The following is a 24,194-nucleotide window of genomic DNA, read 5'->3' on the forward strand; positions in this document are numbered from 1 at the left end:
CCGGCCCGTCCGGCGCACCCAGTGAGGACCCCATGGCACAGGACTACTACGACCTGCTCGGCGTGAGCCGCGACGCGTCGGACGCCGACATCAAGAAGGCGTACCGCAAGCTGGCTCGCCAGTACCACCCCGACGTCAACGACAGCCCCGACGCGGCCGACACCTTCAAGGACATCGGCACCGCGTACGAGGTGCTGTCGGACCCGCAGAAGCGGGCGACGTACGACCGCGGCGGCAATCCGATGGGCGGGGGCGGCTTCGGTGGCGCCGGCGCGCAGGGCTTCAGCTTCGACGACATCATGGACGCCTTCTTCGGCGGCAACGGCGGCGGCGGACGCGGCCCGCGCCCGCGTCGCCAGCGCGGCCAGGACGCGCTCGTGCGGCTCACCGTCGACTTGGCCGACGCGGCCTTCGGCCTGACCCACGAGCTCAAGGTCGACACCGCCGTGACGTGCCCGGTGTGCGAGGGCCACGGCTCGGCCGACGGCCGCGAGCCGGTCACCTGCGGCACCTGCCACGGCCAGGGCGCGGTGCAGCACGTGCAGCGCTCGATGCTCGGCGACATCCGCACGTCCCGCCCCTGCCCGACCTGCCAGGGCTACGGCACCGTCATCCCCGACCCGTGCGCCGAGTGCGGCGGCGACGGCCGGGTGCGCTCGCGCCGCACGATCAGCGTCAAGATCCCCGCGGGCGTCGACCACGGCACCCGCGTGCAGCTGTCCGGCGAGGGCGAGGTCGGCCCCGGCGGCGGACCGGCCGGCGACCTGTACGTCGAGCTCGCCGTGCGCCAGCACGAGTTCTTCACCCGCGAGCGCGACCACCTCTACTGCCAGGTGAGCGTGCCGATGACGGCCGCCGCCCTGGGCGCGCAGCTCGACATCCCCACCCTCGAGGCCGACCTCGAGGACGCGGCCGACGACGTCGAGACGTCGGTCGTGCTGGACGTCCCGCCCGGCACCCAGTCCGGCGAGACCGTGACGATCAAGGGCTTCGGCGTGCCCCGCCTGCGCGGCGGCGGCCGCGGCGACCTGCACGTGCAGGTGGTCGTGGAGACGCCGGAGAAGCTGGACGACGAGCAGCGCGAGCTGCTGGCCCGCCTGGCCGAGCTCCGCGGCGAGCAGCGTCCGGCCGGCCGCATGGGCTCGGGACGCCACGGCGTCTTCGAGCGCCTGCGCGAGGCGTTCCGCTGACCGGTAGCCTGCGAGCGACGAGAGGAGCGTCCATGTCCGACGACTGCCTGTTCTGCAAGATCGTGAGCGGTGACGTGCCGGCCGAGGTCGTGGCCGAGAACGAGCACACGGTCGCGTTCCGCGACATCAGCCCGCAGGCCGCCTCGCACGTGCTCGTCGTGCCGCGCGAGCACCACCCCGACGTGGCGAGCCTCGCCGCGGCGCGTCCCGAGGTCGCCGCGGCGCTCCTGGTCGACGTCGCCAAGGTGGCCCGGGCCGAGGGCAGCAGCAGCTTCCGGCTGGTGTTCAACACCGGCCCGGACGCCGGCCAGACCGTCTTCCACTGCCACGGCCACGTGCTGTCCGGCGAGCCGCTCGGCTGGCCGCCGCGCTGACCCCGCCGGACGGGCTCGCGCCGAGACGTCGCGGCCCGACCGGCGCGCCCGTAGACTGGGGATGCCTATGACAGAACCACTGCCCCACACCTTCACCATCCCGGCGAGCGTCCCCACGGTCTCCCTGTTCGGGCCCGCGGACGAGTACCTGCGGGTCATCGAGTCCGAGGTCGACGCCGGCATCCACGCGCGTGGCAACACGATCACGGTCACCGGCACGCCGAGCGAGGCCGCGTTCCTGGAGCGTCTGCTGGACGAGCTGGTCGCCATCGTGCGCACCGGCCAGCCGCTGTCGCGCGAGTCGGTCCAGCGCAGCATCGCGATGCTGCGCACCGAGACCGAGGAGCGCCCGGCCGAGGTCCTGAGCCTGAACATCCTGTCCAACCGCGGACGCACGATCCGGCCCAAGACGCTCAACCAGAAGCGCTACGTCGACGCCATCGACAAGCACACCGTCGTGTTCGGCATCGGCCCGGCCGGCACCGGCAAGACGTACCTGGCCATGGCCAAGGCCGTGCAGGCGCTGCAGAGCAAGGACGTCAACCGGATCATCCTCACGCGTCCGGCCGTCGAGGCCGGCGAGCGCCTGGGCTACCTGCCCGGCACGCTGAGCGAGAAGATCGACCCGTACCTGCGCCCGCTCTACGACGCGCTGCACGACATGGTCGACCCCGAGAGCATCCCCAAGCTGCTCACCAACGGCACCATCGAGGTCGCGCCGCTGGCGTACATGCGCGGCCGCACCCTGAACGACGCGTTCATCATCCTGGACGAGGCGCAGAACACGACCCAGGAGCAGATGAAGATGTTCCTGACCCGGCTGGGCTTCAACTCCCGGATGGTCGTCACCGGCGACGTCACCCAGGTCGACCTGCCCGGCGGCAGCCGCAGCGGACTGCGCGTCGTCCAGGACGTCCTCGGCGACGTCAAGGACGTCCACTTCTCCTACCTCGACTCCCAGGACGTCGTCCGGCACCGCCTGGTCGGCAAGATCGTGGCCGCCTACGACGACTTCGAGGCAGGTGCCGGTGAACGTCGACGTTCTCAATGAGTCCGGCGCCGAGGCCGACGTCGTCGACCTGACCCGGCTCGCCCGGTTCGTCATGCGGCGCATGCGGCTGCACCCGGGCACGGAGATGACCGTCCGGCTGGTCGAGCCCGACACCATCGCGCTGCTCAACGAGCAGTGGATGGGCAAGAAGGGCCCGACCGACGTGCTGTCGTTCCCGATGGACGAGCTGAGCCCCGGGCGCGAGGACACCCGCCCCGAGGACAACGACGAGGGCTACCTGGGCGACATCGCGCTGTGCCCGCAGGTCGCCGCGCAGCAGGCGCCGGCCGCGGGGCACACCCCGCAGGACGAGATGGAGCTGCTGCTCGTCCACGGCGTGCTGCACCTGCTCGGCTACGACCACGTCGACCCCGAGGAGCACCGCGAGATGTTCGGCGTCCAGGGCCGCCTGCTGCTGGAGTGGCAGCGGGCCGCCGAGGGAGTGGACCCGGAGTGAACGTCCCGCTGCTCGTCGCCGCGGTCGCCCTGGCCGCGTTCGCGGGCCTGCTGGCCAGCGTCGACGCGGCGCTGTCGGCGTTCTCCAAGGCCCGCGCCGAGGAGCTGGACGACGAGGGCCGCGGCGGTGCGAAGAACCTGCTGGTGATCCTCGAGGACCCGGCCCCGTTCATCAACACGATCCTGCTGCTGCGGGTGCTCGCTGAGACCGCCGCGGTGGTCATCGTGGCCCTGCTCGTCGGTGACGCGGTCGACGGCCTGTGGCCGCCGCTGCTCGTGGCCACCGGCATCATGGTGCTGGTTAGCTACGTGCTCATCGGTGTCGGCCCGCGCACGGTCGGCCGCCAGCACTCCGAGCGCATCGCGCTCGCGGCCGCCGCCCCCGTCCGCGGCGTGCGCACCCTGCTGGGCCCGCTGCCGCAGCTGCTCATCCTCATCGGCAACGCGCTGACCCCCGGCCGCGGCTTCAGCGAGGGCCCGTTCGCGTCCGAGGTCGAGGTGCGCGAGCTGGTCGACCTGGCCGCGGCCACGAGCGTCATCGAGTCGTCCGAGTCGCGCATGATCCACTCGGTCTTCGAGCTCGGCGACACGCTGGCCCGCGAGGTCATGGTGCCGCGCACCGACGTCGTGTTCATCGAGCGCACCAAGACGCTGCGCCAGGCGATGAGCCTGGCCCTGCGCAGCGGCTACTCGCGCATCCCCGTGGTCGACGACAGCCTCGACGACGTCGTGGGCATGGCCTACCTCAAGGACATCACCAAGCGGACGTTCGACAACCGCGACGCCGAGAGCACCGAGCGGGTCGACTCCGTGGCCCGCGAGTGCCTGTTCGTCCCCGACACCCAGCACGCCGACGAGCTGCTCAAGGAGATGCAGCTCAAGCGCACGCACGTGGCGATCGTGGTCGACGAGTACGGCGGCACCGCCGGCATGGTGACCATCGAGGACATCCTCGAGGAGATCGTCGGCGACATCACCGACGAGTACGACGTGGAGCCGGACGCGGTCGAGCACCTGGCCGACGGCTCGGTGCGGGTCAGCGCCCGCTACGAGGTCGACGACCTCGACGAGCTGTTCGAGGTCGAGATCGACGACGAGGACGTCGACTCGGTCGGCGGGCTCATGGCCAAGCACCTGGGCAAGGTGCCGATCCCGGGCAGCGCGGTCGAGATCGACGGCCTGCGGTTCGTGGCCGAGGCGCCCTCCGGACGCCGCAACCGCATCGGCCGCGTGCTGATCAGCAGGGCCGAGCCCGCCGGTGCGGACGAGGACTCGGTAGCGTTGGACCATGGAACTCGCCCCTGAGGACGCCAAGCTCATCACGCTGGCCAAGGCCGCTCGTGCCCGGACGAGCACCGTCGAGGGGGCCGCGGTGCGCGACCAGGACGGCCGCACCTACGTGGCGGTGAACGTCGACCTGCCCTCGCTGCAGCTCGACGCGCTGCCGCTGGCGGTCGCCATGGCCGCCTCGTCCGGCGCTCAGCGGCTCGAGGCCGCCGCCGTCGTGCGCGACTACGAGCCCGACGAGCCGGTCGACACCGACGTGGTCGCCGACCTCGGTGGCGACGGCGTCCCGGTGTACGTCGCGGACGCCGCGGGCAACCTCGTCGCGGAGCTGGCCTCGTGACCGGCTTCCGCTCGGGCTTCGCCTGCTTCGTCGGACGTCCGAACGCCGGCAAGTCCACGCTGACCAACGCGCTCGTGGGCGAGAAGATCGCCATCACGTCCTCGCGCCCGCAGACCACGCGGCACGTCATCCGCGGCCTCGTGCACCGTGAGGACGCCCAGCTGATCCTCGTCGACACCCCGGGCCTGCACCGCCCGCGCAACGTCCTGGGGGAGCGGCTCAACGACCTCGTGCGCACGACGTGGGCGGAGGTCGACACCATCGCGATGTGCTTCCCGTCCGACCAGCGGGTCGGGCCCGGCGACAAGTACCTGGTCAAGGAGCTCGCCGCGCTGGGCCGCAAGAAGCCCGTGCTCGCGGTGGCCACGAAGACCGACCTGGTCTCGCCCAACCGGCTGGCCGAGCACCTGCAGGCCATCCAGCGCGCCGGCGAGGAGGCCGGTCTGCGCTGGCACGAGATCGTCCCGGTCTCGGCCGTCGCGGGCGAGCAGGTCCAGCTGCTGACCGACCTCATCGTGGCCACGCTGCCCGAGGGCCCGGCGCTGTACCCCGAGGGCCAGCTGACCGACGAGCCCGAGGAGACGCTGGTCGCGGAGATCATCCGCGAGGCGGCGCTCGAGGGCGTCCGCGACGAGCTGCCGCACTCGCTGGCCGTCGTCGTCAACGAGATGGTGCCGCGCGAGGACCGGCCGGCCGACAAGCCGCTGGTCGACGTCCGGGTCGACGTCTACGTGGAGCGCGACAGCCAGAAGGGCATCATCATCGGCCACAAGGGCACACGGCTGCGCGAGATCGGCGCCAGCTGCCGCGGCCAGATCGAGAAGCTGCTGGGCACGCCGGTCTTCCTGGACCTGCACGTGAAGGTCGCCAAGGAGTGGCAGCGCGACCCCAAGCAGCTCCGCAAGCTCGGCTTCTGACGTCTGTCGGTTTCCCTGGGGCCCCAGGGAAGCCGACAGAACCTCGGGAAGCATCCCGGGGGTCTGGCGAGATGCCCGGGACGTGGCTTCGCCTCCGAGGGCGACCCCTGCTCGCCGCCCGTGACCGGCCGCCTACGACGAGCGGGCGAGCAGGTCGTCCAGGTGGCCGCGGAAGTTCGGGCAGCGGGTGATGTCGTGCGCCTCGCAGTGCAGCGCGTGCAGGGTCATCTCGCGCGAGAGCGCCATCTCGGCCATCCGCCGGTCCAGCTCGGCCACGTGCTCCTCCAGGACGACGTGCCGGTCGCGGGCCTCCTGGTCGAGCAGCACGGCGATCTGCTCCAGGCTCATGCCGGCCGCCTTGCTGCGCACGACCACCGCCACGCGGACGACGTCGTCGTCGGCGTAGACGCGCCGCCCGCCCGCGTCCCGCGCGGGACGTAGCAGCCCGACGTCCTCCCAGTGGCGCAGGACGTGGGTGGCCAGGTCGAAGCGAGCGGCGAGCTCGCCGATCGAGAGAGTTGACTTCATGTCGACCTGAACATACAGGCTCGTTCCTGACAACGATTCCCAGGAAGGAACCTGATCATGCGCGACGTCATCATCATCGGCGGCGGACCCGCGGGCCTGCAGGCCGCGCTCACCCTCGGCCGGCTGCACCGCTCGGTGCTGCTGCTGGACGCCGGCAGCTACCGCAACGACCCCGCGGCCCACATGCACAACTTCCTCGCCCAGGACGGCACCCCGCCGGCCGAGCTGCGTGAGGCGGCGCGGTCCGACCTCGCCGCCTACGACACCGTCGAGGTACGCGCGGCCGCCGTCGACCGCGTGTCGGGGGTGGCGGACGACTTCGCCGTCCACCTGGCCGACGGCTCGGTCGAGCGGTCCCGCCGGATCATCCTGGCCACCGGCCTGCGTGACGAGGTGCCGGACGTGCCCGGCGTGGACGAGCTGTGGCGCGAGGGCGACCTCGTGGCGCACTGTCCGTTCTGCCACGGCCACGAGATGGCTGGCCAGGTCGTGGGCGTGCTCGGGGCCGAGCGGGCCGGGCACCTCGTGGCCATGATGGCGCCGGTCGCGGCATCGATGGTCGTGCTGGCAGACGGCGAGCCGGTGGACGAGGACGCGCGCGCGTTCCTGGCCGCCCGCGGGGCCTCGGTCGTCGAGGGCAAGGTCGAGCGGGTCGAGCGCTCCGGCGCGGGTCTGGTCGCCGTCGTCGAGGGCGAGCCGGTGGCGCTCGGCGGGCTGTTCGTCGGCCCGACCAGCCACCAGGCCGCCCCGTTCGCCGAGCAGCTCGGACTGGCCACCCTGCCCTCGGGCGGGGTGGAGGTCGACGTCATGGGACGCACCAGCGTCGACGGCGTCCTCGCCGCCGGCGACATGGCGCACGAGGCCTCGTTGCCCATGGCGCTGGCCGCGGTGCTCGTCGCCGCGGCGTCCGGCCTCAAGGCGGGCGCCGCCTGCGTCCAGAGCCTGCTCTGATCCCGCGGCGGTGAGCCTGCGTCCACCGCGAGTGGGTCGGTGGACGCAGGCTCACCGCCACCGGGCGGGCGCGGCCGGGCTCCGGTGGACGCTGTCGCACCGCTCCGCGACGATGGGCGCCATGGATCCGGTGGACGCGCTCAAGGAAGTCGGCTTCTGGCTCGAGCGGGAGCGGGCCAAGACCTACCGGGTCGAGGCGTTCCGCAAGGCCGCCGCCGCCCTCGACGAGCTGGGTCCCGAGCAGGTCGCGCAGCGCGCGGACGCCGGGAGCCTGGGCAAGGTCAAGGGCCTCGGCCCCAAGACGCTCGCGGTCGTCGAGCAGGCGCTGGCCGGGGACGTGCCCGACTACCTCGCCGACCTGCGTGAGCGGGGCGACGGGCCGCTCGCCGACGGTGGTGCCGAGCTGCGGGCCCTGCTGCGCGGCGACCTGCACAGCCACTCGGACTGGTCCGACGGCGGCTCGCCGATCCAGGAGATGGCCCGCGTGGCCCGCGAGCGCGGCCGCGAGTACCAGGCGCTCACCGACCACTCGCCCCGGCTCACCGTCGCCAACGGCCTCAGCGCCGAGCGGCTGGCGAAGCAGCTGGACGTCGTCGCCGAGCTGAACGACGGCTGGGACGACTTCACGCTGCTCACCGGCATCGAGGTCGACATCCTCGACGACGGCGCGCTGGACCAGACCCCGGCGATGCTCGACCGGCTCGACGTCGTGGTGGCGAGCGTCCACTCCAAGCTGCGCATGGACCACGACGCCATGACCCGGCGCATGGTCGGCGCGATCGCCAATCCGCGCACCAACGTGCTGGGGCACTGCACCGGACGTCTGGTCGAGGGCAGCCGGGGCACGCGTCCGCAGTCCGCGTTCGACGCCGAGATCGTCTTCGAGGCCTGCGCGCAGCTCGACGTCGCGGTCGAGATCAACAGCCGTCCGGAGCGCCAGGATCCGCCGGACGACCTCATCGAGCTCGCGATGGAGGCCGGCTGCCTGTTCGCGATCGACACCGACGCCCACGCGCCGGGCCAGCTCGACTTCCTCGACTACGGAGCCGAGCGCGCCGCCGCCCACGGCATCCCGGCCGAGCGCATCGTCACGACCTGGCCCAAGGACGAGCTGCTCGCCTGGACGCGGCGCAAGAAGGGCTAGCCGGCGACGAGCGCGGCCACCGTGCCGCCCAGCTCGTAGGCGCGCTCGCGGTGCTCGTCGTCGAGCTCGCCGAGCATCGTCAGCGGCGCGGCGACGAGGTTCCAGCCCAGACCGGTGGTGATCGCCACCATCGCCCGCTCGGCGCCGGACGTGTCGGTGCTGCCGTGGATCGCGTACCCGAACGGACGTCCGGCGGTGGGCTCGCGCACGGCGTCGTAGGTGGTGTCGAAGAAGTGCTTGAGGGCCCCCGACAGGTACCCGAAGTTGGCCGGGGTGAGCAGCACGTAGCCGTCCGCGGCCAGGACGTCGTCGGCCGTCGCCTCGAGGGCCGGACGCTCCACGACCTCGACGCCCTCGATCGCGCCGTCTCCCGCCCCGGCCAGCACCGCGTCGGTGAGCTCGCGCACGCGCGGCGTGGGGGAGTGGTGGACGACGAGCAGGCGGGCCATGGGGCCCACGCTAGCCCGCCCGTTCACCGGGAGCGGGTTGTCACCGTGTGGTTAGGATTCGGCATGGCGGTGACGGAGCGCATCCTGGCCAACGTGTCCAGCGTGATGGACGGCAAGCCCGAGGCGGTGGAGACCGCGCTGGTGGTGCTGGTCGCCGAGGGGCACCTGCTGCTCGAGGACGTCCCCGGCGTCGGCAAGACCGTCCTGGCCAAGTCGCTCGCCCGCTCGATCGGCTGCTCGGTGCGCCGCATCCAGTTCACGCCCGACCTCGTGCCCTCCGACGTCACGGGCGTCTCGGCGTTCAACCAGAGCGCCGGCGAGTTCGAGTTCAAGCCCGGCGCGGTGTTCACCAACATCCTCATCGGCGACGAGATCAACCGCGCCTCGCCCAAGACCCAGTCGGCGCTGCTCGAGGCCATGGAGGAGCGGCAGGTCACCGTCGACGGCACCACGCACCAGCTGGGCAGCCCGTTCTTCGTCGTCGCCACCCAGAACCCGGTCGACATGGAGGGCACCTACTCGCTGCCCGAGGCCCAGCGCGACCGGTTCATGGCGCAGATCTCGCTCGGCTACCCCGGCGTGGATGCGGAGCTGGCGATGCTGCGCCACCGCGACGCGACCAACCCGCTCGACGCGCTGGCGCCGGTCGCCACGGTGGAGGACGTCCACCAGATGATCGCCGAGGCGCGCGGCGTCTACCTGTCCGAGCCGGTCGAGCGCTACGTCGTCGACCTGGTGCGGGGCACGCGCGAGGACGCCGACCTGCGGCTCGGCGCCAGCCCCCGTGCCACCCTGCAGCTCGCCCGCGCGGCGAAGGCCCGGGCGTACGTCCAGGGCCGCGACTTCGTGCTGCCCGACGACGTCGACGCGCTGGCCGTGCCGGTGCTGGCCCACCGGCTGCAGGTGCGCCGCGGCGGAGCCACCGCGACCGAGGTGGTCGACCGCCTGGTCGCCGCGACGCCCGTCCCGGCCGGGGCCCGGCGGACCTCGTGATCGGGGAGCGGGTCCGTCGCCTGCGCGACGTTCTCGGCACCTACCGGCTGACCCGCCGCGGGCTCGGCTTCCTGGTGGCGGGACTGGCCCTGCCGGTCGTCGGAGCCCGCGCCGACGTCGGCCCGTTCGTCCACGTGGGCGTCCTGCTGGTCGCCCTGGTCGTGTGCGCCGCCGTGCACGTCGCGGCAGGCCACGCCCGGGTCGCCGTCGTGCGGTCGTTCCGGCCCGAGGTGGCCGATCCCGGCGAGCCGGTCGTCGTCACCCTCTCCGTCCGCAGCACCGCCGTCCTGCCCAGCCTGCACGTGCGCTGGACCGACCGCGTCGGCTCGTCGCTGGTCGCCGACGCCCACGGCGTCCTGGACGCGCTCGGCGGCTCCAGCCGCCAGGTCCAGGTCCGCTACGCGCTGCGCGGCACCCGGCGCGGCCGGCACCCGGTCGGCCCGCTCGCGCTGGAGGCCGGCGACCCGTTCGGCCTCGTGACCCGCCACCGCAGCACCACCCACGTCGACCACGTCGTCGTCCTGCCGCGGCGCCACGGGCTCGGCGACGACGACCGGGCCGGACGGGCCGAGAGCGGGGCCACGATGCCCGCGCCGCAGCACGTCGGCGTCGGCGAGGACGACGTCATCGCCCGTCCGTACGTCCCCGGCGACGAGGTGCGCCGGCTGCACTGGAAGGCCACCGCGCACCGCGGCCAGCTCATGGTGCGCCAGGAGGAGCAGCGCGTGAATCCGTCGGTCCTCGTCGTCCTGGACGGGTCGGCGGCCGCGCACGACGCCCAGCGCGACCGGCAGGGCGCCTGGGAGCACTCGCCGACGCTGGAGTGGGCCATCTCCGCCTGCGCCTCGTTGGTCGAGCACCTGGCCGGGGGCGGGTACGTCGTCCACGTCGAGGTGCCCGGCACGGCGGTGCAGCGGGTCGTCGGCGAGGGCCAGGACACCGTCCGCGACGTCCTGGTCGACCTGGCGATGCTCGAGCCGTCCGGCGACACCGCACCGCTCACCGGCGCGGCCGGCGACGTGCCCGTCGTCGCGGTGCTCGGCCGCGTGGACGAGCGCTCGGCCCGGACCTGGGCCCGCCTGGCCGGACGCCGCTCGGTCGCCCTGGTCGCGCACGGGTCGCCGCCGGCGGCGATCGGCGTGCTGCACGACCGCGGCTGGCGCTGCGTGACCTACCGGTCCTCGGACGACCTGCGCGCCCTCTGGCACGAGCACGTGGAGGCCACCGGTGCTGCGCGCTGAGCGTCCGGCGCCCCGCTCGGCGTCGGTCACCCCCTGGCTCCAGTCCGCGCTGCTGCTCGTCGCGGTCGCGGCCCTGCTCAGCGGGTTCCGCATGGTCGTGGAGGGCTGGGCCTGGTGGTGGACGTCGGTCAGCGTCGTGGCGGCCAGCCTGCTGGGGTCGGCCGTCGGCCGCGCCGTGCGGCTGCCGGCCATGCTCGTCGGCCTGGTGGTGTGGTTCGTCGTGCTGGTCGCGGTGTTCGCGCCGACGACGACGATCGCCGGGTTCGTCCCGACCCCGTCGAGCATCCCCGAGCTGCTGGACGTCGGACGCCGCGCCGGCCGGGTCGTGGTCGAGGAGGTGGCGCCGGTCGACCCGGTGGCCCCGATCTCGTTCGTCCTCGCCGCCGCCTTCGGCCTGCTGGCGATCGTCCTGGACACCCTGCTGGTGTCGCTCACGTCGGCCGTGGGCGTCGGCGTCGTCATGGTGGCGATGTACGTCTGCCCCGCGCTGATCGTGGGCGACGAGCCGTCCATGACGATCTTCGTGGTCGTCGCGGTGGTGTGGCTGGTCCTGCTGCGGCTCGAGGACGTCGCCTCGGCCCACGGGGCGCCGCTCGGCGTCCACCGGGTGCCGGCGACCGTCATCGGCGTGGGCGCCGTGGTGCTGAGCGTCGTCGTGCCCACCGCCCTGCCGCGCGTCGTCACCCTCGCGTCCGAGTGGGGCGGCGCGCCGCCCGAGGTGTTCTCGCGCGGCATCAACCCGATGGTCGAGCTCGGCTCGAACCTGCGCCGCGGCGACACGGTGACGTCGCTGGAGTACTCCACGACGTCCGAGGACCCGCAGTACCTGCGCGTGGCGACGCTGCGCGAGTTCGACGGGTCCACCTGGGCGCCGTCGCGCCGCTCGGCCCGCTTCGGGGCGGTCGAGCTGCCGCGCGAGGCGGACCCCGACACCGAGCCGGTGCGCACGTCGATCCGCATCCGCGAGCTGGACTCGTCGCGCCTGCCGCTCACCTACCCGGTCGACACGGTCGAGGGCCTCGAGGGCACCTGGAGCCTGGACGAGCAGGGGCTCACGATGTCGTCGTCCAGCGCCACCACGGACGGGCAGACCTACACGGTGGAGTCGCGGCCGCTCACGCCCACCGACGACGAGGTCCGCGACGCCGGGAGTCCGAACGGCCTCGGCGTGCGCCCCTACCTCGACCTGCCCCGGCTGCCCGACGTGATCTCGCGCACGGCACGGCAGGTGACCGCCGGGGCGGGCACCGACTACGACAAGGCCCTGGCCCTGCAGTCGTACTTCCGCGACGGCTCGTTCGAGTACTCCGAGACGGCGCCGGTCGAGGCCGGCTACGACGGCAGCGGCATCGACGTCATCGCCGAGTTCCTCGAGGCCCGGTCGGGCTACTGCGTCCACTTCGCATCGTCGATGGCCGTCATGGCCCGTGACCTGGGCATCCCGTCGCGCGTGGTGGTCGGGTTCGCCCCGGGCGAGCGCATCGGCACCGACGACCAGGACCGGGCGGTCTTCCAGAACACCTCCGACACGCTGCACGCCTGGCCCGAGCTGTACTTCGCGGACGTCGGCTGGATCGGCTTCGACCCGACCCCCGGCATCGGCTCGGCCACCGACCTCGCCGAGGACGAGGAGGCGGGGGAGACGACCGGCGACACCGCGACGCCGGAGCCCACGACGCCCACGGAGACCCCGCAGGCCCGTCCGGACGAGGCGGACCAGGGGCCGCAGGCCCAGCAGCAGGACGAGCCGCAGACCTCGTTCGGCCCGCTCCTCGGCGCGCTCGCGGCCCTGCTCGTCGTGCTCGGCGTCCCGGCCGCCGTGCGCGAGGTGCGCCGGCGGCTGCGCCTGCGCGCCGCCGAGGGCGCGGTGGCCCCGGCGTGGGAGGAGCTGCTCGACACGGCCTACGACCTGGGACTCCCCGCACCGCCGGGCGCGACCCCGCGCGAGGAGGCGGCGATGCTCGCCGCCGTGCCCGGGAGCGACCGCGAGGCCGTCGAGCGCCTGCTGCGCGCCTACGAGCGCGAGCGGTTCGGCCCGCCGTCGGACGACGCGTCCCCCGACGTGCGCGCCGACCTGCGGACCGCGCTCGCCGGCCTGCGCGACGGCGCGGGGCGGGCGGCACGCTGGCGGGCCGTCGTCCTGCCCCGCTCGCTGACCGGACGTCGAGACACCGGGCCTCGGGTGGCCGACGACGACCGGCCCGGTGCGAGACTGGACGCATGACTTCGGGGGACGTCATCCGACCAGGCGTGCTGATCGGCGGCCGTGAGCGCCGCCGCATCGAGATCGTCGACTACGACCACGGCTGGCCCGTGCGCTTCCGCGAGGAGGCCGAGCGCATCCAGCGCGCGCTGGACGGGCAGGCTCGCCGCGTCGACCACATCGGTTCCACGAGCGTCCCCGGCCTCGCCGCCAAGCCGATCGTGGACGTGCTGGTCCAGGTGCGCGACCCCGACGACGAGTTCGCCTACGTGCCGCCGCTGCTGCGCGCCGGCTACGAGCTGCGCGTCCGCGAGGAGGGGCACCGCATGCTCCGCACGCCGGCCCGCGACGTCCACGTGCACGTCTGCGAGGCGGGCAGCGACTGGGCGTACCGGCACCTCGTGTTCCGCGACTGGCTGCGCCTGGACGCCACCGACCGTCGCGCCTACGAGGAGCTCAAGCGCGAGCTGGCGCAGCGCGACTGGGACGACATGAACGACTACGCCCAGGCCAAGACGACGTTCGTCGCAGCTGCCACCTCGCGGGCCGAGGCCTGGGCGCTGGCGACCTTCTAGGCCCGGTCCCGACGTCGCCAACGGTGTCCGGATGCACCTGGAGAACCTGGTCGTCGACGCGGCCGACCCCGCTCGTTTCGGCCGGTTCTGGCAGGCGGCGCTCGGTGGGGAGCCACTGACCGACGACGCGGACGGCTTCGAGACGAGGGTCGCCGTGCCCGGAGGCCCCGTGCTCGACGTCTGCTTCCAGCCGGTCCCGGGAACCCCGCCGCCGTCGCCGCGGCTGCACCTGGACCTGCGCGGCGGCACCGAGCAGGACGCGGTGGTCGAGCGCCTGCTCGGCCTGGGCGCGCGTCACCTGGACGTCGGTCAGGGTGCCGTCCCGTGGGTGGTGCTGGCCGATCCCGAGGGCAACCCCTTCTGCGTCCTGGAGGAGCGGGCGGTCGACCCGGTGAGCGGCCCGGTGTCGGCCCTGCCGCTGGACTCGGCCGACCCCGGACGCGACGTCGCCTTCTGGGCCTGGCTGAGCGGATGGACCGAGGTCGACGGCCTCGCACCCCGTACGCTCCAGCACCCGTCGGGACGCGGGCCGCTGCTCGAGCTGTGCCCCGAGCCCGGCCCGAAGGGCGCGGCGAAGAACCGCCTGCACCTGGACATGCGGCTCGACCCCGGCGACGACCCGGACGAGGTCGCCGCCGGCATCGCGGAGCGGGGCGGACGCGCGCTGGCGCCGCTCGCGCCCGGGCTCCCGTGGTGGCTGTTCGCCGACCCGTCGGGCAACGAGGTGTGCCTGCTGCCCGCGCCGGCCTAGCCGCTTCTCAGACGTCCGCGCGCGGTGCCGGCGGGGTGCCGTCGCCGAACGGCGAGCCGCCGAGCTCCTCGCGTCCGTGCGGGGTCAGCCACACGAGCGGGTCCGGGCCCTGCGGCACGATCTGCGTCGGGTTGATGTCGGTCTGCACCACGTAGTAGTGCTGCTTGATCTGCTCGAAGTCGGTCTCGTCGCCGAAGCCGGGCGTCTGGAACAGGTCGCGCGCGTACGCCCACAGCACCGGCATCTCGGTGAGCTTCTGCCGGTTGCACTTGAAGTGGCCGTGGTAGACCGCGTCGAAGCGGGCCAGGGTCGTGAACAGCCGCACGTCGGCCTCGGTGATCGTGTCGCCCATCAGGTAGCGGCGGGTCGAGAGCCGCTCCTCGAGCCAGTCCAGCGCCGTCCAGAGCCGGTCGTACGCCTCGTCGTAGGCCTCCTGCGAGCCCGCGAAGCCGCAGCGGTACACGCCGTTGTTGACCTCGGTGAAGACGCGCTTCATGACGTCCTCCATCTCGTCGCGCGTGGCCTCGGGCCACAGGTCGGGCGCGCCGGGACGGTGGTGCTCGGTCCACTCGAAGAACAGGTCGTGGGTGATCCACGGGAAGTCGTTGGTGACGACCTGGCCGCTCGCGACCTCGACCATCGCCGGGACGGTGATGCCCTTCGGGTAGTCGGGGTAGCGGGCCAGGTAGGCGTCCTGCAGCCGCTCGATGCCGAGCACGGGGTCGACGCCGCCGGGGTCGAGGTCGAACGTCCAGCTGCGCTTGTCGTGCGTCGGGCCGGGCGTGCCCAGGCTGATCGCGTCCTCCAGGCCGAGCAGCCGGCGCACGATGATCGAGCGGTTCGCCCACGGGCACGCGTACGCGGCGACGAGCCGGTAGCGGCCCGGCTCGACCGGCCACAGCGGGGCGTCGGCGGGGGAGGGGTGGCCCGTGCCCGCGCGGCCGTCGACCGGCGCGCGGCCGCCGGCGGTGATCCGGTCGGGGATGTAGCTCATGTCGCGGTCGAACTGGGCCCCCGGCTTCACGTACGAGCCGGTCGTCGAGAGGTCGTCGGTCATGCTGCTAGCCTAGGTGGCGATGCGTTACGCGAACCTCCTCCTTCGCTGCCGCGCCGAGGCCCTCTAGGTCGGACTCCTCGGACGCGGGTTCTCGTCATGGCCGGCCGCCTGCCACCCACCGGTGGCGCCCCCTGACACCCAGCACGAGGAGTCCCCATGAAGAACAACGCCGTCTCTCCCCAGCAGCCCTCGCCGATGCCGTTCGGCCGCTACCACGCGTTCCCGCCCATCGACCTGCCCGACCGCACCTGGCCGAGCAAGCAGATCACGCAGGCGCCGCGCTGGCTCTCCACCGACCTGCGCGACGGCAACCAGGCGCTCATCGACCCGATGACCCCGGCCCGCAAACGCCGCATGTTCGACCTGCTGGTGCGCATGGGCTACAAGGAGATCGAGGTCGGCTTCCCGTCGGCGTCCGAGACCGACTTCGCCTTCGTCCGCTCGCTGATCGAGGAGGACGTCGTCCCCGACGACGTCACCATCTCCGTGCTGACCCAGGCCCGCGAGGACCTGATCGAGCGCACCACGCAGTCGCTGGCCGGCGCCCGGCGCGCGAACATCCACCTGTACAACGCCGTCGCCCCGCTGTTCCGCCGGGTCGTGTTCAACGCCTCGCGCGACGAGGTCAAGGCCATCGCCACCCACGGCACCGAGCTGGTCATGAAGCACGCCGAGCTGAACATGGCCGGCACCGAGTTCGGCTACCAGTACAGCCCGGAGATCTTCTCCAGCGCCGAGCTGGAGTTCTCGCTGGAGGTCTGCGAGGCGGTCATGGACGTCTGGCGGCCCGAGCCCGGCCGCGAGATCGTGCTCAACCTGCCGGCCACCGTCGAGTCGGCCACGCCGAACGTCTACGCCGACCAGATCGAGTGGTTCAGCCGCAACGTCTCGCGTCGCGACTCCGTGTGCATCTCGGTGCACCCGCACAACGACCGCGGCACCGCCGTCGCTGCCACCGAGCTGGCCGTGATGGCCGGCGCCGACCGGGTCGAGGGCTGCCTGTTCGGCCACGGCGAGCGCACCGGCAACGTCGACCTGGTGACGCTGGGCATGAACCTGTTCAGCCAGGGCGTCGACCCGCAGGTAGACTTCGGTGACATCGACGAGGTCCGCCGCACGGTCGAGTACTGCACCAACCTGCCGGTCCACCCGCGCCACCCGTACGCCGGCGACCTGGTCTACACGGCGTTCTCCGGCTCGCACCAGGACGCGATCAAGAAGGGCCTGGAGGACCTGGAGCGCCGCGCCGCCGAGCAGGGCGTCGAAGTCTCCGAGATCGACTGGGAGGCGCCCTACCTGCCGATCGACCCGCACGACGTCGGCCGCACGTACGAGGCGGTCATCCGGGTCAACAGCCAGTCGGGCAAGGGCGGTGTCGCCTACATCCTCAAGGCCGAGCACCAGCTGGACCTGCCGCGCCGCCTGCAGATCGAGTTCAGCCGGGCCATCCAGACGATGAGCGAGGGCGAGGCCGGCGAGATCGACGCCGGCGAGATCTGGGGCGCGTTCCAGCGCGAGTACCTCGAGCGCGAGGAGCCGTACTCGCTGCGCAGCTTCAGCTCGGTCACGCACGAGGACGGCCACGACGAGCAGGTCGTCGACCTGGTCGTCCGCGGCGAGAAGCGCTCGTTCAAGGGCGAGGGCAACGGTCCGGTCGCCGCGTTCGTCGACGGCATGCGCCAGGCGGGCTCGGAGATCCGCGTGCTGGACTACAGCGAGCACGCGCTCTCGGCCGGCGGCGACGCCATGGCCGCGGCGTACGTCGAGTGCGAGATCGCCGGCGAGGTCGTGTGGGGCGTCGGCATCCACGCCAACATCGTCACGGCGTCGCTGCGGGCCGTCGTGTGTGCCGCCAACCGCGCCGAGGCGGAGACCATCCCGGCGCACTGAGCCGGCTCGGCCACGGGGCCGTCCGTCCACGCCGGTCGTGGGTGGGCGGCCCTCGTGCGTCCTACGGGGTCGCGGCGGTGAGGTCCTTGGGCCACCAGGCGGGCAGCAGGCTGACGTACACCCGCATGAAGTCGTCGACCTTCGGCTCGGGCGCGTCGAGCCAGCCCTCGATCACGCCGACCGTGCCGTCGGCGATGAAGCGGATGGCCGCGTCGGCGACGACGTCGTCCGCGACGTCCGGCACCGGCACGCGGACGTCGACCCGCGCCAGCTCGCCGAGCCGGCGGCTGGACTCCAGGAAGTGGCCGCTGAGCATGGCGTGCAGGCTGGCCGCCCCGCTGCCGGCCCCGAGGCCGCGGCGGTAGATGTCGGCGTGCCGCTCGACGTGGTCCAGCACCGCCCGCGTCGTGCGGGTGACCGCCTGCTCGACGTCGGTGGTCGTGTCGGCGAGCAGCTCGTCGCGCAGGGTGTCGAGCTCGCTCACGAGCGCCTGCTGCAGCAGCGCGACGGGGGAGGCGGCGTGCTCGTAGAACGTCGAGCGGTGCACCCCGGCCGCCGCGGCGACCTCCGTGACCGACAGCTCGTCGACCGCCCGCGTGTCGGCCAGCTCGAGCACCGCCGCGTGCAGCCGCTCGCGCGAGCGTCGCTGTCGTGCGTCCATGACCCCACCTCCGCGCGGAATGATTCCGCACCGGAGTAGGTTGGGGAAAGTGTTCGACACTTGTCGGATAGAGTCCCGGCGCCGCCGTCGCGACGCCAGAAGGAGGAACCCCATGGCTACGTACGACGTGGCGGACCGCTCGGCGATCGTGACCGGAGCGGGATCGGGCATCGGGCGCGCGGTCGCCACCCTGCTCGCGCAGAACGGCGCGGCCGTCCTGGTCGCCGACATCTCGCAGGACGCGGCCGACGCCGTCGTCGAGGAGATCACCACCGCGGGCGGCACCGCCCGGGCCTTCGTCGGCGACGTCGCCGCCGACGGCGTGGCGGACGCGATGGTCGCCGCCGCCCAGGAGCTCGCTCCGCTGCGCGTCGCGGTGAACAACGCCGGCATCGGCGGTCCGGCCGAGACCGTCGGCGACTACCCGCAGGACGCCTGGCGCAAGGTGATCGAGGTCAACCTGAACGCGGTCTTCTACGGCGTCCGCGCCCAGGCGCCGGCGATGGCCGCGAACGGCGGCGGCGCGATCGTCAACATGGCGTCGGTGCTCGGCTCGGTCGGCATCCCCGGCTCCTCGGCCTACGTGACCGCCAAGCACGGCCTGCTCGGCCTGACCAAGAACGCCGCGCTCGAGTACGGCACGCAGCAGGTCCGCGTCACCGCGGTCGGCCCCGGCTTCATCGCGACGCCGCTGCTCGAGGCCAACCTCGACGACGCCGCGCAGCAGGCGCTCGCCGACAAGCACGCGGCCGGCCGGCTCGGCACCTCCGACGAGGTCGCGAGCCTCGTCGCCTTCCTGGTGTCGGACGCCGCGACGTTCGTGACCGGCAGCTACCACCTCGTGGACGGCGGCTACGCCGCGCAGTGAGGCCCGTGGACGTGACGAGGCCCCGCCGGACGCTTCCGGCGGGGCCTCGTCGCGTCGGTCAGACGGTGGCGGGCTGCGTGCGGCGCTGCTCCACCACGAGCGCGGCGAGGGCCAGCAGCGACAGGGCGGCGACGCCGAGACCGAACGACTCCGCGGCGGCCTCGAGGCCCCACTCCTGGGCGGCCAGGCCCGCGCCGATCACCGGCAGCGAGATGGCGACGTAGCCGACGATGAAGAACGCCGAGCTGACGCCGGCGCGCTGGTGCGGCTCGACCCGCTCCAGCAGCGAGGCCAGGCCCTTGCCGAAGCTCAGCCCCTGGCCCGGGCCGATCAGGAACGCCGACGCGAGCAGCACGGCGTACGAGTCGGTCCACAGGCCGGCGACGAGCACGAGGGAGCCCAGGGCGAGCAGGGCGCAGCCCAGGTCGACGCCGGTGTTCGTGGGGATGCGGCGCAGGACGACCTGCACGACCACCGAGACCATGAGCGCGACGACGATGATCGAGTCCTGCACGACGGCCGACGGGTCGTCGAGCACCTGCGCCACGAGGCGCGGTGACACGGCGGTGAGCAGCCCGGTGACGGCGAACCCGGCGAACCCGGCGATGCCGGCCGCGACGAACGCGGAGCGGATGGCCGTGGGCACCTCGGGATGCTGCAGCTGGAGCTTCGCCCCGGGCACCCGCTCCACCGTCTCCGGAACACCCCAGACGAGCACGGCGACGACCAGCGTCAGCACGGCGTGGACGACGAACGTCAGGTGCAGCGGCCACGGCGCCAGGTCGACGAGGAGACCGGCGAGCAGCGGTCCGAGGCCGAGGCCGCCGATGTTGGCGGCGGTGGCGGCGACCGGGGCCCAGGCGCGGCGATTCTCGGGCGCGGCCTCGACGACGGCCGCGGTGGCCGTGCCGACGAAGACGCCGGCCGAGATGCCCGACAGCACGCGGCCCAGCAGCAGGATCCAGGTCGCGTCCGCCACCAGGAACACAAGGTCGCTGGCCAGCGCGAAGGCAAGGCCCCCCAGGAGGAGCGGCCGGCGGCCGACGGCGTCCGACCAACGTCCGGTGACGAGCAGCGCCGCCAGGACGCCCATCGCGTAGACCGCGAAGATCACCGTCGACGTGCTCAGCGAGAACCCGAGCTCGGCTTGGTAGTGCGTGTAGAGCGGGGTCGGCATCGTCGTGCCGATCATGGTGACGGTGAAGGCGAGCACGAGGGCCCACAGGGCCCGCTCGCCGCGCAGGAAGGTCACGGCGACCAGCCTGCCACCGCGGGCCAGCCCCGACGACGGCGGCTCGGGACGACACGAGAAGTTAACCCGCGGGTGCTGTACCGGCCGGACGGTACAGCAGTATGCTGGCTGTGACGCACGTCACCTCGCGCGTCGATCGCCCGCGCGCCGCGAACCGGCTCGCCGACGGACAGGAGCGTCCATGTCGCGCATCATCAACCAGGTCGCCGTGCTCGGCCTCGGCAAGGTCGGCGAGCTCGTCGCCACCCTGCTCACCGAGTCCGGGTTCAAGGTCGTCGGGCTCGACGCCGCCGTCCGCGACCGCCCGGGCCTGGAGGTGCACCAGCTGGACGCGTCCGACCGCGGTGCCCTGCGCGAGGCGCTGCGCGGCGTCGACGCCGTCGTGTCGTGCCTGCCGTTCCACGCCAACATCCCGGTCGCCGAGACCGCGCACGAGCTCGGCGTGCACTACTTCGACCTCACCGAGGACGTGCCGACGACCGACCGGATCATCCAGCTCGCCGCGCAGGACGCCCGCGGGCTCATGGCCCCGCAGTGCGGGCTCGCGCCCGGGCTGGTCGGCATCGTCGCCGCGTCGCTGGCCCAGGAGTTCGAGTCGCTGCGCTCCATGGAGCTCAAGGTCGGCGCCCTGCCGCAGAACCCGACCGGCCTGCTCGGCTACGCCTTCACCTGGTCGGCCGAGGGCGTGGTCAACGAGTACCTCAACGACTGCGAGGTCGTGCGCGGTGGGCGTCGCCAGCTCGTCCCGGCCATGAGCGACGACGAGCGCGTCGTGCTCGGCGGGCTCGAGCTCGAGGCGTCGTTGACGTCCGGCGGCCTGGGCACGATGTGCCGCACCTACGAGGGCCGCGTCGACCGGCTCGACTACAAGACGATGCGCTACCCGGGGCACTTCGCCCAGATGCGCTTCCTGTTCGACGAGCTCGGCCTGCGGGCCGACCGCGAGCTGGCCGGACGCATCCTGCAGGACGCCAAGCCGCCGGTCGACGACGACGTCGTGCACGTCCACGTCGCCGTCGAGGGCGTGCGCGACGGACGCCCGGCCCGTGCCAACCACGTGCGCAGCTACCTGCCGATCGAGATCGCCGGACGCACCTGGCGGGCCATCTCCTGGACGACCGCCGCGTCGTGCGTCGCGGTCGTCGAGCTGGTCGCCGACGGGGTGCTTCCCGCGTCTGGTTTCCTGAGGCAGGAGGACGTCGCGCTGGCCGACCTGCACGCCACCAGGGCCGGCGCGCTGCTCGACCGACCCACCCAGACCGGAAGGCCCGCATGACCACCTCGCTGGACGCCCTGACCACCGACCTGCTCGCTCGCCTGGGCGTGGGCGACCCGTTCGACGCCGACGGCACGCTCGTCGCCCGCACCCCGGTCGACGGCAGCGAGCTGGGCCGTCTGGTCGAGCACACCGCCCAGGACGTCGCCGACGTGGTCGGACGCTCGCACGCCACCTTCCTGCAGTGGCGCACCGTGCCGGCGCCGGTCCGCGGCCAGGTGGTGCGCGAGATGGGCGAGCTGCTGCGCGAGCACAAGGAGGACCTCGGCCGCCTGGTCTCGATCGAGGCCGGCAAGATCCTGTCCGAGGGCCTGGGCGAGGTGCAGGAGATGATCGACGTCTGCGACCTCGCCGTGGGTCTGTCGCGCCAGCTGCACGGCCTGACGATCGCGTCCGAGCGTCCCGGCCACCGGATGATGGAGCAGTGGCACCCGCTGGGCGTCGTCGGCATCATCTCGGCGTTCAACTTCCCGGTGGCGGTGTGGTCCTGGAACTCCGCGCTCGCCCTGGTCTGCGGCGACCCCGTCGTCTGGAAGCCGTCGGAGAAGACGGTCCTGACCGCCTTGGCCTGCCAGGCGATCGCCGCCGAGGCAGCCCGCCGGGCCGGCGCGCCCGAGGGCCTCGTCCAGGTGCTGGTCGGCGGACGCGAGGTCGGCGAGGCGCTGGCCGACGACCCGCGCGTCCCTCTGGTCTCGGCCACCGGCTCGACCCGCATGGGCAAGCAGATCGCCCCGCGCGTCGCGGCGCGGCTGGGCCGCTCGCTGCTCGAGCTCGGGGGCAACAACGCGGCCGTCGTGGCGCCGAGCGCCGACCTCGACCTCGCCGTGCGCGGCATCGTCTTCTCGGCCGTCGGCACGGCGGGCCAGCGCTGCACCTCCCTGCGCCGCCTGATCGTCCACGAGTCGGTGCGCAGCGAGCTGGTCGAGCGGCTGGCGAAGGCGTACGGCACCCTCGCGATCGGCTCCCCGCTGGAGGAGCGCACCCTCGTGGGCCCGCTCATCGACGCGTCCGCGCGCGAGGCGTTCGAGGCCGCGATCGCCCAGGCCCAGGCCGACGGCGGCACGCTCGTCACCGGCGGTGGGGTCGCCCCGGTCAAGGGCGGTGGCCAGTACGTCGAGCCCGCGATCCTCGACATGCCCGCGCAGACCGACGTCGTCCGCACCGAGACGTTCGCGCCGATCCTGTACGTCCTGGGCTACGAGACGCTCGACGAGGCCGTCGCTCTGCACAACGACGTCGCGCAGGGCCTGTCGTCGGCGATCTTCACCTCCGACGTCCGCGAGGCCGAGACGTTCGTGTCGGTCACCGGCTCGGACTGCGGCATCGCCAACGTCAACATCGGCACCTCCGGGGCGGAGATCGGCGGCGCGTTCGGCGGCGAGAAGGAGACCGGCGGCGGTCGCGAGTCCGGCTCGGACTCGTGGCGCGCGTACATGCGCCGCGCCACCAACACGATCAACTACTCCACCGAGCTGCCGCTGGCCCAGGGGGTCGAGTTCGTGTGAGCCCTGCGGTCACGCCCACGACGCTGAGGGCGCGGTTCGCCGCCGCGCTCTCGGCGCTCTACGGCACCGAGGTGCCGGCCTACACGACCCTCGTCGAGGTCTCCGAGCAGGTGAACGCGGAGGTGCTCGAGCGGCTCGGTGACGTCGCCGAGCGGCTGGGCACGATCGAGCGGGTCACGGCCGAGCGGCACGGCGCGATCCGGGTCGGCACCCCCGAGGAGCTGGCCCAGGTCGCCCGCGTGTTCGGGGCCTGCGGCATGCACCCGGTGGGCTTCTACGACCTGCGCGAGGCGACGCCGCCGATCCCGGTGGTGTCGACGGCGTTCCGTCCGGTCGACCGCGCCGAGCTGGCCGCGAACCCGTTCCGGGTGTTCACGTCGCTGCTGGTGGTGGACGACCGGCGCTTCTTCGACGAGGCGCTGGAGGCCGAGCTGCGCGAGTTCCTGGCGGCGCGCCGGCTGTTCCCCGAGGAGCTGCTCGCCCTGGCCGACCTCGCCGAGCGCGACGGCGGGTTGTCCGAGGCCGACGCCGACCGCTTCCTGGAGCTGGCCACCGCGTCGTTCGCGCTGTCGCCGGAGCCGGTCGACCGGGCCTGGTACCAGCGGCTCGAGGACGTCTCGAGCGTCGCGGCCGACATCGGCGGCGTCACCTCGACGCACATCAACCACCTCACGCCGCGGGTGCTCGACATCGACGCCCTCTACGAGCGCATGCAGGCGCGCGGCATCGAGATGATCGACCGCATCCAGGGCCCGTCGCGCACGGAGAAGCCGGACGTGCTGCTGCGCCAGACGTCCTTCAAGGCGCTGGCCGAGCCGCGACGCTTCCGCGAGCCCGACGGCACCGTGGTCGACGGGACGCTGCGGGTGCGCTTCGGCGAGGTGGAGGCGCGGGGCGTCGCGCTGACGCCGGAGGGCCGCGCGCTGTACGACGGGCGGGGGATCGACGCGTTCCCCGACACCGAGGCCGAGCTCGACGCGGCCAACCTGGCCTACTACACGCGTGACGAGCACGGTGGCCTGCAGCCGATCGTCTACGAGGACTTCCTGCCCAAGTCCGCCGCGGGCATCTTCGCCTCGAACCTGACGAGCGAGGGCCGCGCGGACGCCACGCGCCGGGCCGCGGCTCGTGACGCGACGTGGATGCAGGACGTTCTCGGCCGCGAGCTGCACGACCCCTACGCGCTGTACGAGGCCGAGCGCGCCGCGTCCCGCTGAAAGGGGCCAGGACGTAGG

Annotated in this window: 24 protein-coding genes; 19 read left to right on the forward strand and 5 right to left on the reverse strand. The window is 73.2% G+C overall.

Annotation, left to right across the window (positions count from 1 at the left end; all coding sequences use genetic code 11):
• Positions 1-32: 32 nt before the first annotated feature.
• From dnaJ to era, 7 genes are all read left to right on the forward strand, one after another.
• Positions 33-1,190 (forward strand): molecular chaperone DnaJ, encoded by a 1,158-nt coding sequence (gene dnaJ, locus HGAM_RS14030; RefSeq protein WP_019146133.1) that lies wholly within the window; start codon positions 33-35, stop codon positions 1,188-1,190.
• A gap of 32 nt (positions 1,191-1,222) precedes the next feature.
• Entirely contained in the window at positions 1,223-1,564 is a 342-nt protein-coding gene (locus HGAM_RS14035; protein WP_019146134.1) for an HIT domain-containing protein, read from the forward strand.
• Between the two features lie 67 nt (positions 1,565-1,631).
• On the forward strand, positions 1,632-2,615 hold the full coding sequence (locus HGAM_RS19510; RefSeq protein ID WP_019146135.1) for a PhoH family protein: 984 nt from the start codon (positions 1,632-1,634) through the stop codon (positions 2,613-2,615).
• Positions 2,593-3,072: an rRNA maturation RNase YbeY gene (ybeY, locus tag HGAM_RS14045; RefSeq protein ID WP_019146136.1), complete on the forward strand. Its 480-nt coding sequence runs from the start codon at positions 2,593-2,595 to the stop codon at positions 3,070-3,072. The genes HGAM_RS19510 and ybeY overlap by 23 nt, the downstream gene beginning before the upstream one ends.
• Positions 3,069-4,376: a hemolysin family protein gene (locus HGAM_RS14050; RefSeq protein WP_019146137.1), complete on the forward strand. Its 1,308-nt coding sequence runs from the start codon at positions 3,069-3,071 to the stop codon at positions 4,374-4,376. The genes ybeY and HGAM_RS14050 overlap by 4 nt, the downstream gene beginning before the upstream one ends.
• Entirely contained in the window at positions 4,360-4,698 is a 339-nt protein-coding gene (locus HGAM_RS14055; protein WP_019146138.1) for a cytidine/deoxycytidylate deaminase family protein, read from the forward strand. The genes HGAM_RS14050 and HGAM_RS14055 overlap by 17 nt, the downstream gene beginning before the upstream one ends.
• Positions 4,695-5,615: a GTPase Era gene (era, locus tag HGAM_RS14060; RefSeq protein WP_019146139.1), complete on the forward strand. Its 921-nt coding sequence runs from the start codon at positions 4,695-4,697 to the stop codon at positions 5,613-5,615. The genes HGAM_RS14055 and era overlap by 4 nt, the downstream gene beginning before the upstream one ends.
• A gap of 132 nt (positions 5,616-5,747) precedes the next feature.
• Here the strand turns inward: era and HGAM_RS14065 are convergent, their stop codons facing one another.
• Positions 5,748-6,143 (reverse strand): MerR family transcriptional regulator, encoded by a 396-nt coding sequence (locus HGAM_RS14065; protein ID WP_019146140.1) that lies wholly within the window; start codon positions 6,141-6,143, stop codon positions 5,748-5,750.
• 57 nt (positions 6,144-6,200) lie between these two features.
• Here HGAM_RS14065 and HGAM_RS19515 point away from each other — a divergent pair, with 57 nt between their 5' ends.
• Both HGAM_RS19515 and HGAM_RS14075 read left to right on the forward strand, forming a co-directional pair.
• The gene (locus HGAM_RS19515) at positions 6,201-7,094 is read left to right on the forward strand and encodes an NAD(P)/FAD-dependent oxidoreductase (protein WP_019146141.1); all 894 of its coding nucleotides are present in this window, start codon (positions 6,201-6,203) and stop codon (positions 7,092-7,094) included.
• A 121-nt stretch (positions 7,095-7,215) separates the two neighbouring features.
• Complete coding sequence (locus tag HGAM_RS14075; protein WP_019146142.1) at positions 7,216-8,238, forward strand: PHP domain-containing protein; 1,023 nt, start codon at positions 7,216-7,218, stop codon at positions 8,236-8,238.
• On the opposite strand, the gene HGAM_RS14080 is transcribed toward HGAM_RS14075, so the two are convergent.
• Positions 8,235-8,687 carry a flavodoxin family protein gene (locus HGAM_RS14080; RefSeq protein ID WP_019146143.1) on the reverse strand — a complete coding sequence of 151 codons (453 nt, stop codon included), beginning with the start codon at positions 8,685-8,687 and terminating at the stop codon, positions 8,235-8,237. The genes HGAM_RS14075 and HGAM_RS14080 overlap by 4 nt on opposite strands.
• Before the next feature lie 63 nt (positions 8,688-8,750).
• On the opposite strand from HGAM_RS14080, the gene HGAM_RS14085 reads away from it, so the two are divergent.
• Genes HGAM_RS14085 through HGAM_RS14105 form a run of 5 tightly spaced genes read left to right on the forward strand, consistent with a single transcriptional unit; the run spans position 8,751 to position 14,450 of the window.
• Positions 8,751-9,680, forward strand: coding sequence for an AAA family ATPase (locus HGAM_RS14085; protein WP_019146144.1), 930 nt, complete (start codon positions 8,751-8,753; stop codon positions 9,678-9,680).
• On the forward strand, positions 9,677-10,921 hold the full coding sequence (locus HGAM_RS19520) for a DUF58 domain-containing protein (RefSeq protein WP_019146145.1): 1,245 nt from the start codon (positions 9,677-9,679) through the stop codon (positions 10,919-10,921). Before HGAM_RS14085 ends, HGAM_RS19520 begins: the two co-directional genes overlap by 4 nt.
• On the forward strand, positions 10,908-13,145 hold the full coding sequence (locus tag HGAM_RS19525; protein WP_019146146.1) for a transglutaminase TgpA family protein: 2,238 nt from the start codon (positions 10,908-10,910) through the stop codon (positions 13,143-13,145). Before HGAM_RS19520 ends, HGAM_RS19525 begins: the two co-directional genes overlap by 14 nt.
• Complete coding sequence (locus tag HGAM_RS14100) at positions 13,142-13,699, forward strand: GrpB family protein (RefSeq protein ID WP_038951845.1); 558 nt, start codon at positions 13,142-13,144, stop codon at positions 13,697-13,699. Before HGAM_RS19525 ends, HGAM_RS14100 begins: the two co-directional genes overlap by 4 nt.
• 31 nt (positions 13,700-13,730) lie before the next feature.
• Positions 13,731-14,450, forward strand: coding sequence for a VOC family protein (locus tag HGAM_RS14105; protein ID WP_019146148.1), 720 nt, complete (start codon positions 13,731-13,733; stop codon positions 14,448-14,450).
• Between the two features lie 7 nt (positions 14,451-14,457).
• Here HGAM_RS14105 and HGAM_RS14110 read toward each other — a convergent pair whose 3' ends face one another.
• Positions 14,458-15,507: a glutathione S-transferase family protein gene (locus HGAM_RS14110; RefSeq protein WP_019146149.1), complete on the reverse strand. Its 1,050-nt coding sequence runs from the start codon at positions 15,505-15,507 to the stop codon at positions 14,458-14,460.
• A gap of 156 nt (positions 15,508-15,663) precedes the next feature.
• Between HGAM_RS14110 and leuA the strand changes: the two genes are divergently transcribed.
• Positions 15,664-17,397 (forward strand): 2-isopropylmalate synthase, encoded by a 1,734-nt coding sequence (gene leuA / locus HGAM_RS14115; protein ID WP_019146150.1) that lies wholly within the window; start codon positions 15,664-15,666, stop codon positions 17,395-17,397.
• 61 nt (positions 17,398-17,458) lie between these two features.
• Here leuA and HGAM_RS14120 read toward each other — a convergent pair whose 3' ends face one another.
• Positions 17,459-18,058 (reverse strand): TetR/AcrR family transcriptional regulator, encoded by a 600-nt coding sequence (locus HGAM_RS14120; RefSeq protein ID WP_019146151.1) that lies wholly within the window; start codon positions 18,056-18,058, stop codon positions 17,459-17,461.
• A 112-nt stretch (positions 18,059-18,170) separates the two neighbouring features.
• Between HGAM_RS14120 and HGAM_RS14125 the strand changes: the two genes are divergently transcribed.
• Complete coding sequence (locus HGAM_RS14125; RefSeq protein ID WP_019146152.1) at positions 18,171-18,926, forward strand: SDR family NAD(P)-dependent oxidoreductase; 756 nt, start codon at positions 18,171-18,173, stop codon at positions 18,924-18,926.
• A gap of 58 nt (positions 18,927-18,984) precedes the next feature.
• Here HGAM_RS14125 and HGAM_RS14130 read toward each other — a convergent pair whose 3' ends face one another.
• Positions 18,985-20,178 carry an MFS transporter gene (locus tag HGAM_RS14130; protein WP_019146153.1) on the reverse strand — a complete coding sequence of 398 codons (1,194 nt, stop codon included), beginning with the start codon at positions 20,176-20,178 and terminating at the stop codon, positions 18,985-18,987.
• Positions 20,179-20,359: 181 nt separating this feature from the next.
• On the opposite strand from HGAM_RS14130, the gene HGAM_RS14135 reads away from it, so the two are divergent.
• From HGAM_RS14135 to hglS, 3 genes are read left to right on the forward strand one after another with little or no spacing between them, the layout of a single operon-like run.
• Positions 20,360-21,454, forward strand: a complete 1,095-nt coding sequence (locus tag HGAM_RS14135) for a saccharopine dehydrogenase family protein (RefSeq protein WP_019146154.1) — start codon at positions 20,360-20,362, stop codon at positions 21,452-21,454.
• The gene (amaB, locus tag HGAM_RS14140; protein WP_019146155.1) at positions 21,451-22,959 is read left to right on the forward strand and encodes an L-piperidine-6-carboxylate dehydrogenase; all 1,509 of its coding nucleotides are present in this window, start codon (positions 21,451-21,453) and stop codon (positions 22,957-22,959) included. Before HGAM_RS14135 ends, amaB begins: the two co-directional genes overlap by 4 nt.
• Positions 22,956-24,176, forward strand: a complete 1,221-nt coding sequence (gene hglS / locus HGAM_RS14145; protein ID WP_019146156.1) for a 2-oxoadipate dioxygenase/decarboxylase — start codon at positions 22,956-22,958, stop codon at positions 24,174-24,176. Before amaB ends, hglS begins: the two co-directional genes overlap by 4 nt.
• Positions 24,177-24,194: the final 18 nt, after the last annotated feature.

Source organism: Aeromicrobium massiliense JC14, assembly GCF_000312105.1.
Lineage (GTDB): Bacteria > Actinomycetota > Actinomycetes > Propionibacteriales > Nocardioidaceae > Aeromicrobium > Aeromicrobium massiliense.

Coding starts and splice junctions, on each gene's coding strand:
- HGAM_RS14110 (WP_019146149.1), bottom strand. CDS start 15,507: ATGACCGACGACCTCTCGACGACCGGCTCGTACGTGAAGCCGGGGGCC.
- HGAM_RS14080 (WP_019146143.1), bottom strand. CDS start 8,687: ATGGCCCGCCTGCTCGTCGTCCACCACTCCCCCACGCCGCGCGTGCGC.
- HGAM_RS14035 (WP_019146134.1), top strand. CDS start 1,223: ATGTCCGACGACTGCCTGTTCTGCAAGATCGTGAGCGGTGACGTGCCG.
- HGAM_RS14055 (WP_019146138.1), top strand. CDS start 4,360: ATGGAACTCGCCCCTGAGGACGCCAAGCTCATCACGCTGGCCAAGGCC.
- HGAM_RS14120 (WP_019146151.1), bottom strand. CDS start 18,058: ATGGACGCACGACAGCGACGCTCGCGCGAGCGGCTGCACGCGGCGGTG.
- HGAM_RS19515 (WP_019146141.1), top strand. CDS start 6,201: ATGCGCGACGTCATCATCATCGGCGGCGGACCCGCGGGCCTGCAGGCC.
- dnaJ (WP_019146133.1), top strand. CDS start 33: ATGGCACAGGACTACTACGACCTGCTCGGCGTGAGCCGCGACGCGTCG.
- HGAM_RS14125 (WP_019146152.1), top strand. CDS start 18,171: ATGGCTACGTACGACGTGGCGGACCGCTCGGCGATCGTGACCGGAGCG.
- HGAM_RS14105 (WP_019146148.1), top strand. CDS start 13,731: ATGCACCTGGAGAACCTGGTCGTCGACGCGGCCGACCCCGCTCGTTTC.
- HGAM_RS14075 (WP_019146142.1), top strand. CDS start 7,216: ATGGATCCGGTGGACGCGCTCAAGGAAGTCGGCTTCTGGCTCGAGCGG.
- HGAM_RS14100 (WP_038951845.1), top strand. CDS start 13,142: ATGACTTCGGGGGACGTCATCCGACCAGGCGTGCTGATCGGCGGCCGT.
- HGAM_RS14065 (WP_019146140.1), bottom strand. CDS start 6,143: ATGAAGTCAACTCTCTCGATCGGCGAGCTCGCCGCTCGCTTCGACCTG.
- HGAM_RS14085 (WP_019146144.1), top strand. CDS start 8,751: ATGGCGGTGACGGAGCGCATCCTGGCCAACGTGTCCAGCGTGATGGAC.
- leuA (WP_019146150.1), top strand. CDS start 15,664: ATGAAGAACAACGCCGTCTCTCCCCAGCAGCCCTCGCCGATGCCGTTC.
- amaB (WP_019146155.1), top strand. CDS start 21,451: ATGACCACCTCGCTGGACGCCCTGACCACCGACCTGCTCGCTCGCCTG.
- HGAM_RS14135 (WP_019146154.1), top strand. CDS start 20,360: ATGTCGCGCATCATCAACCAGGTCGCCGTGCTCGGCCTCGGCAAGGTC.
- HGAM_RS19510 (WP_019146135.1), top strand. CDS start 1,632: ATGACAGAACCACTGCCCCACACCTTCACCATCCCGGCGAGCGTCCCC.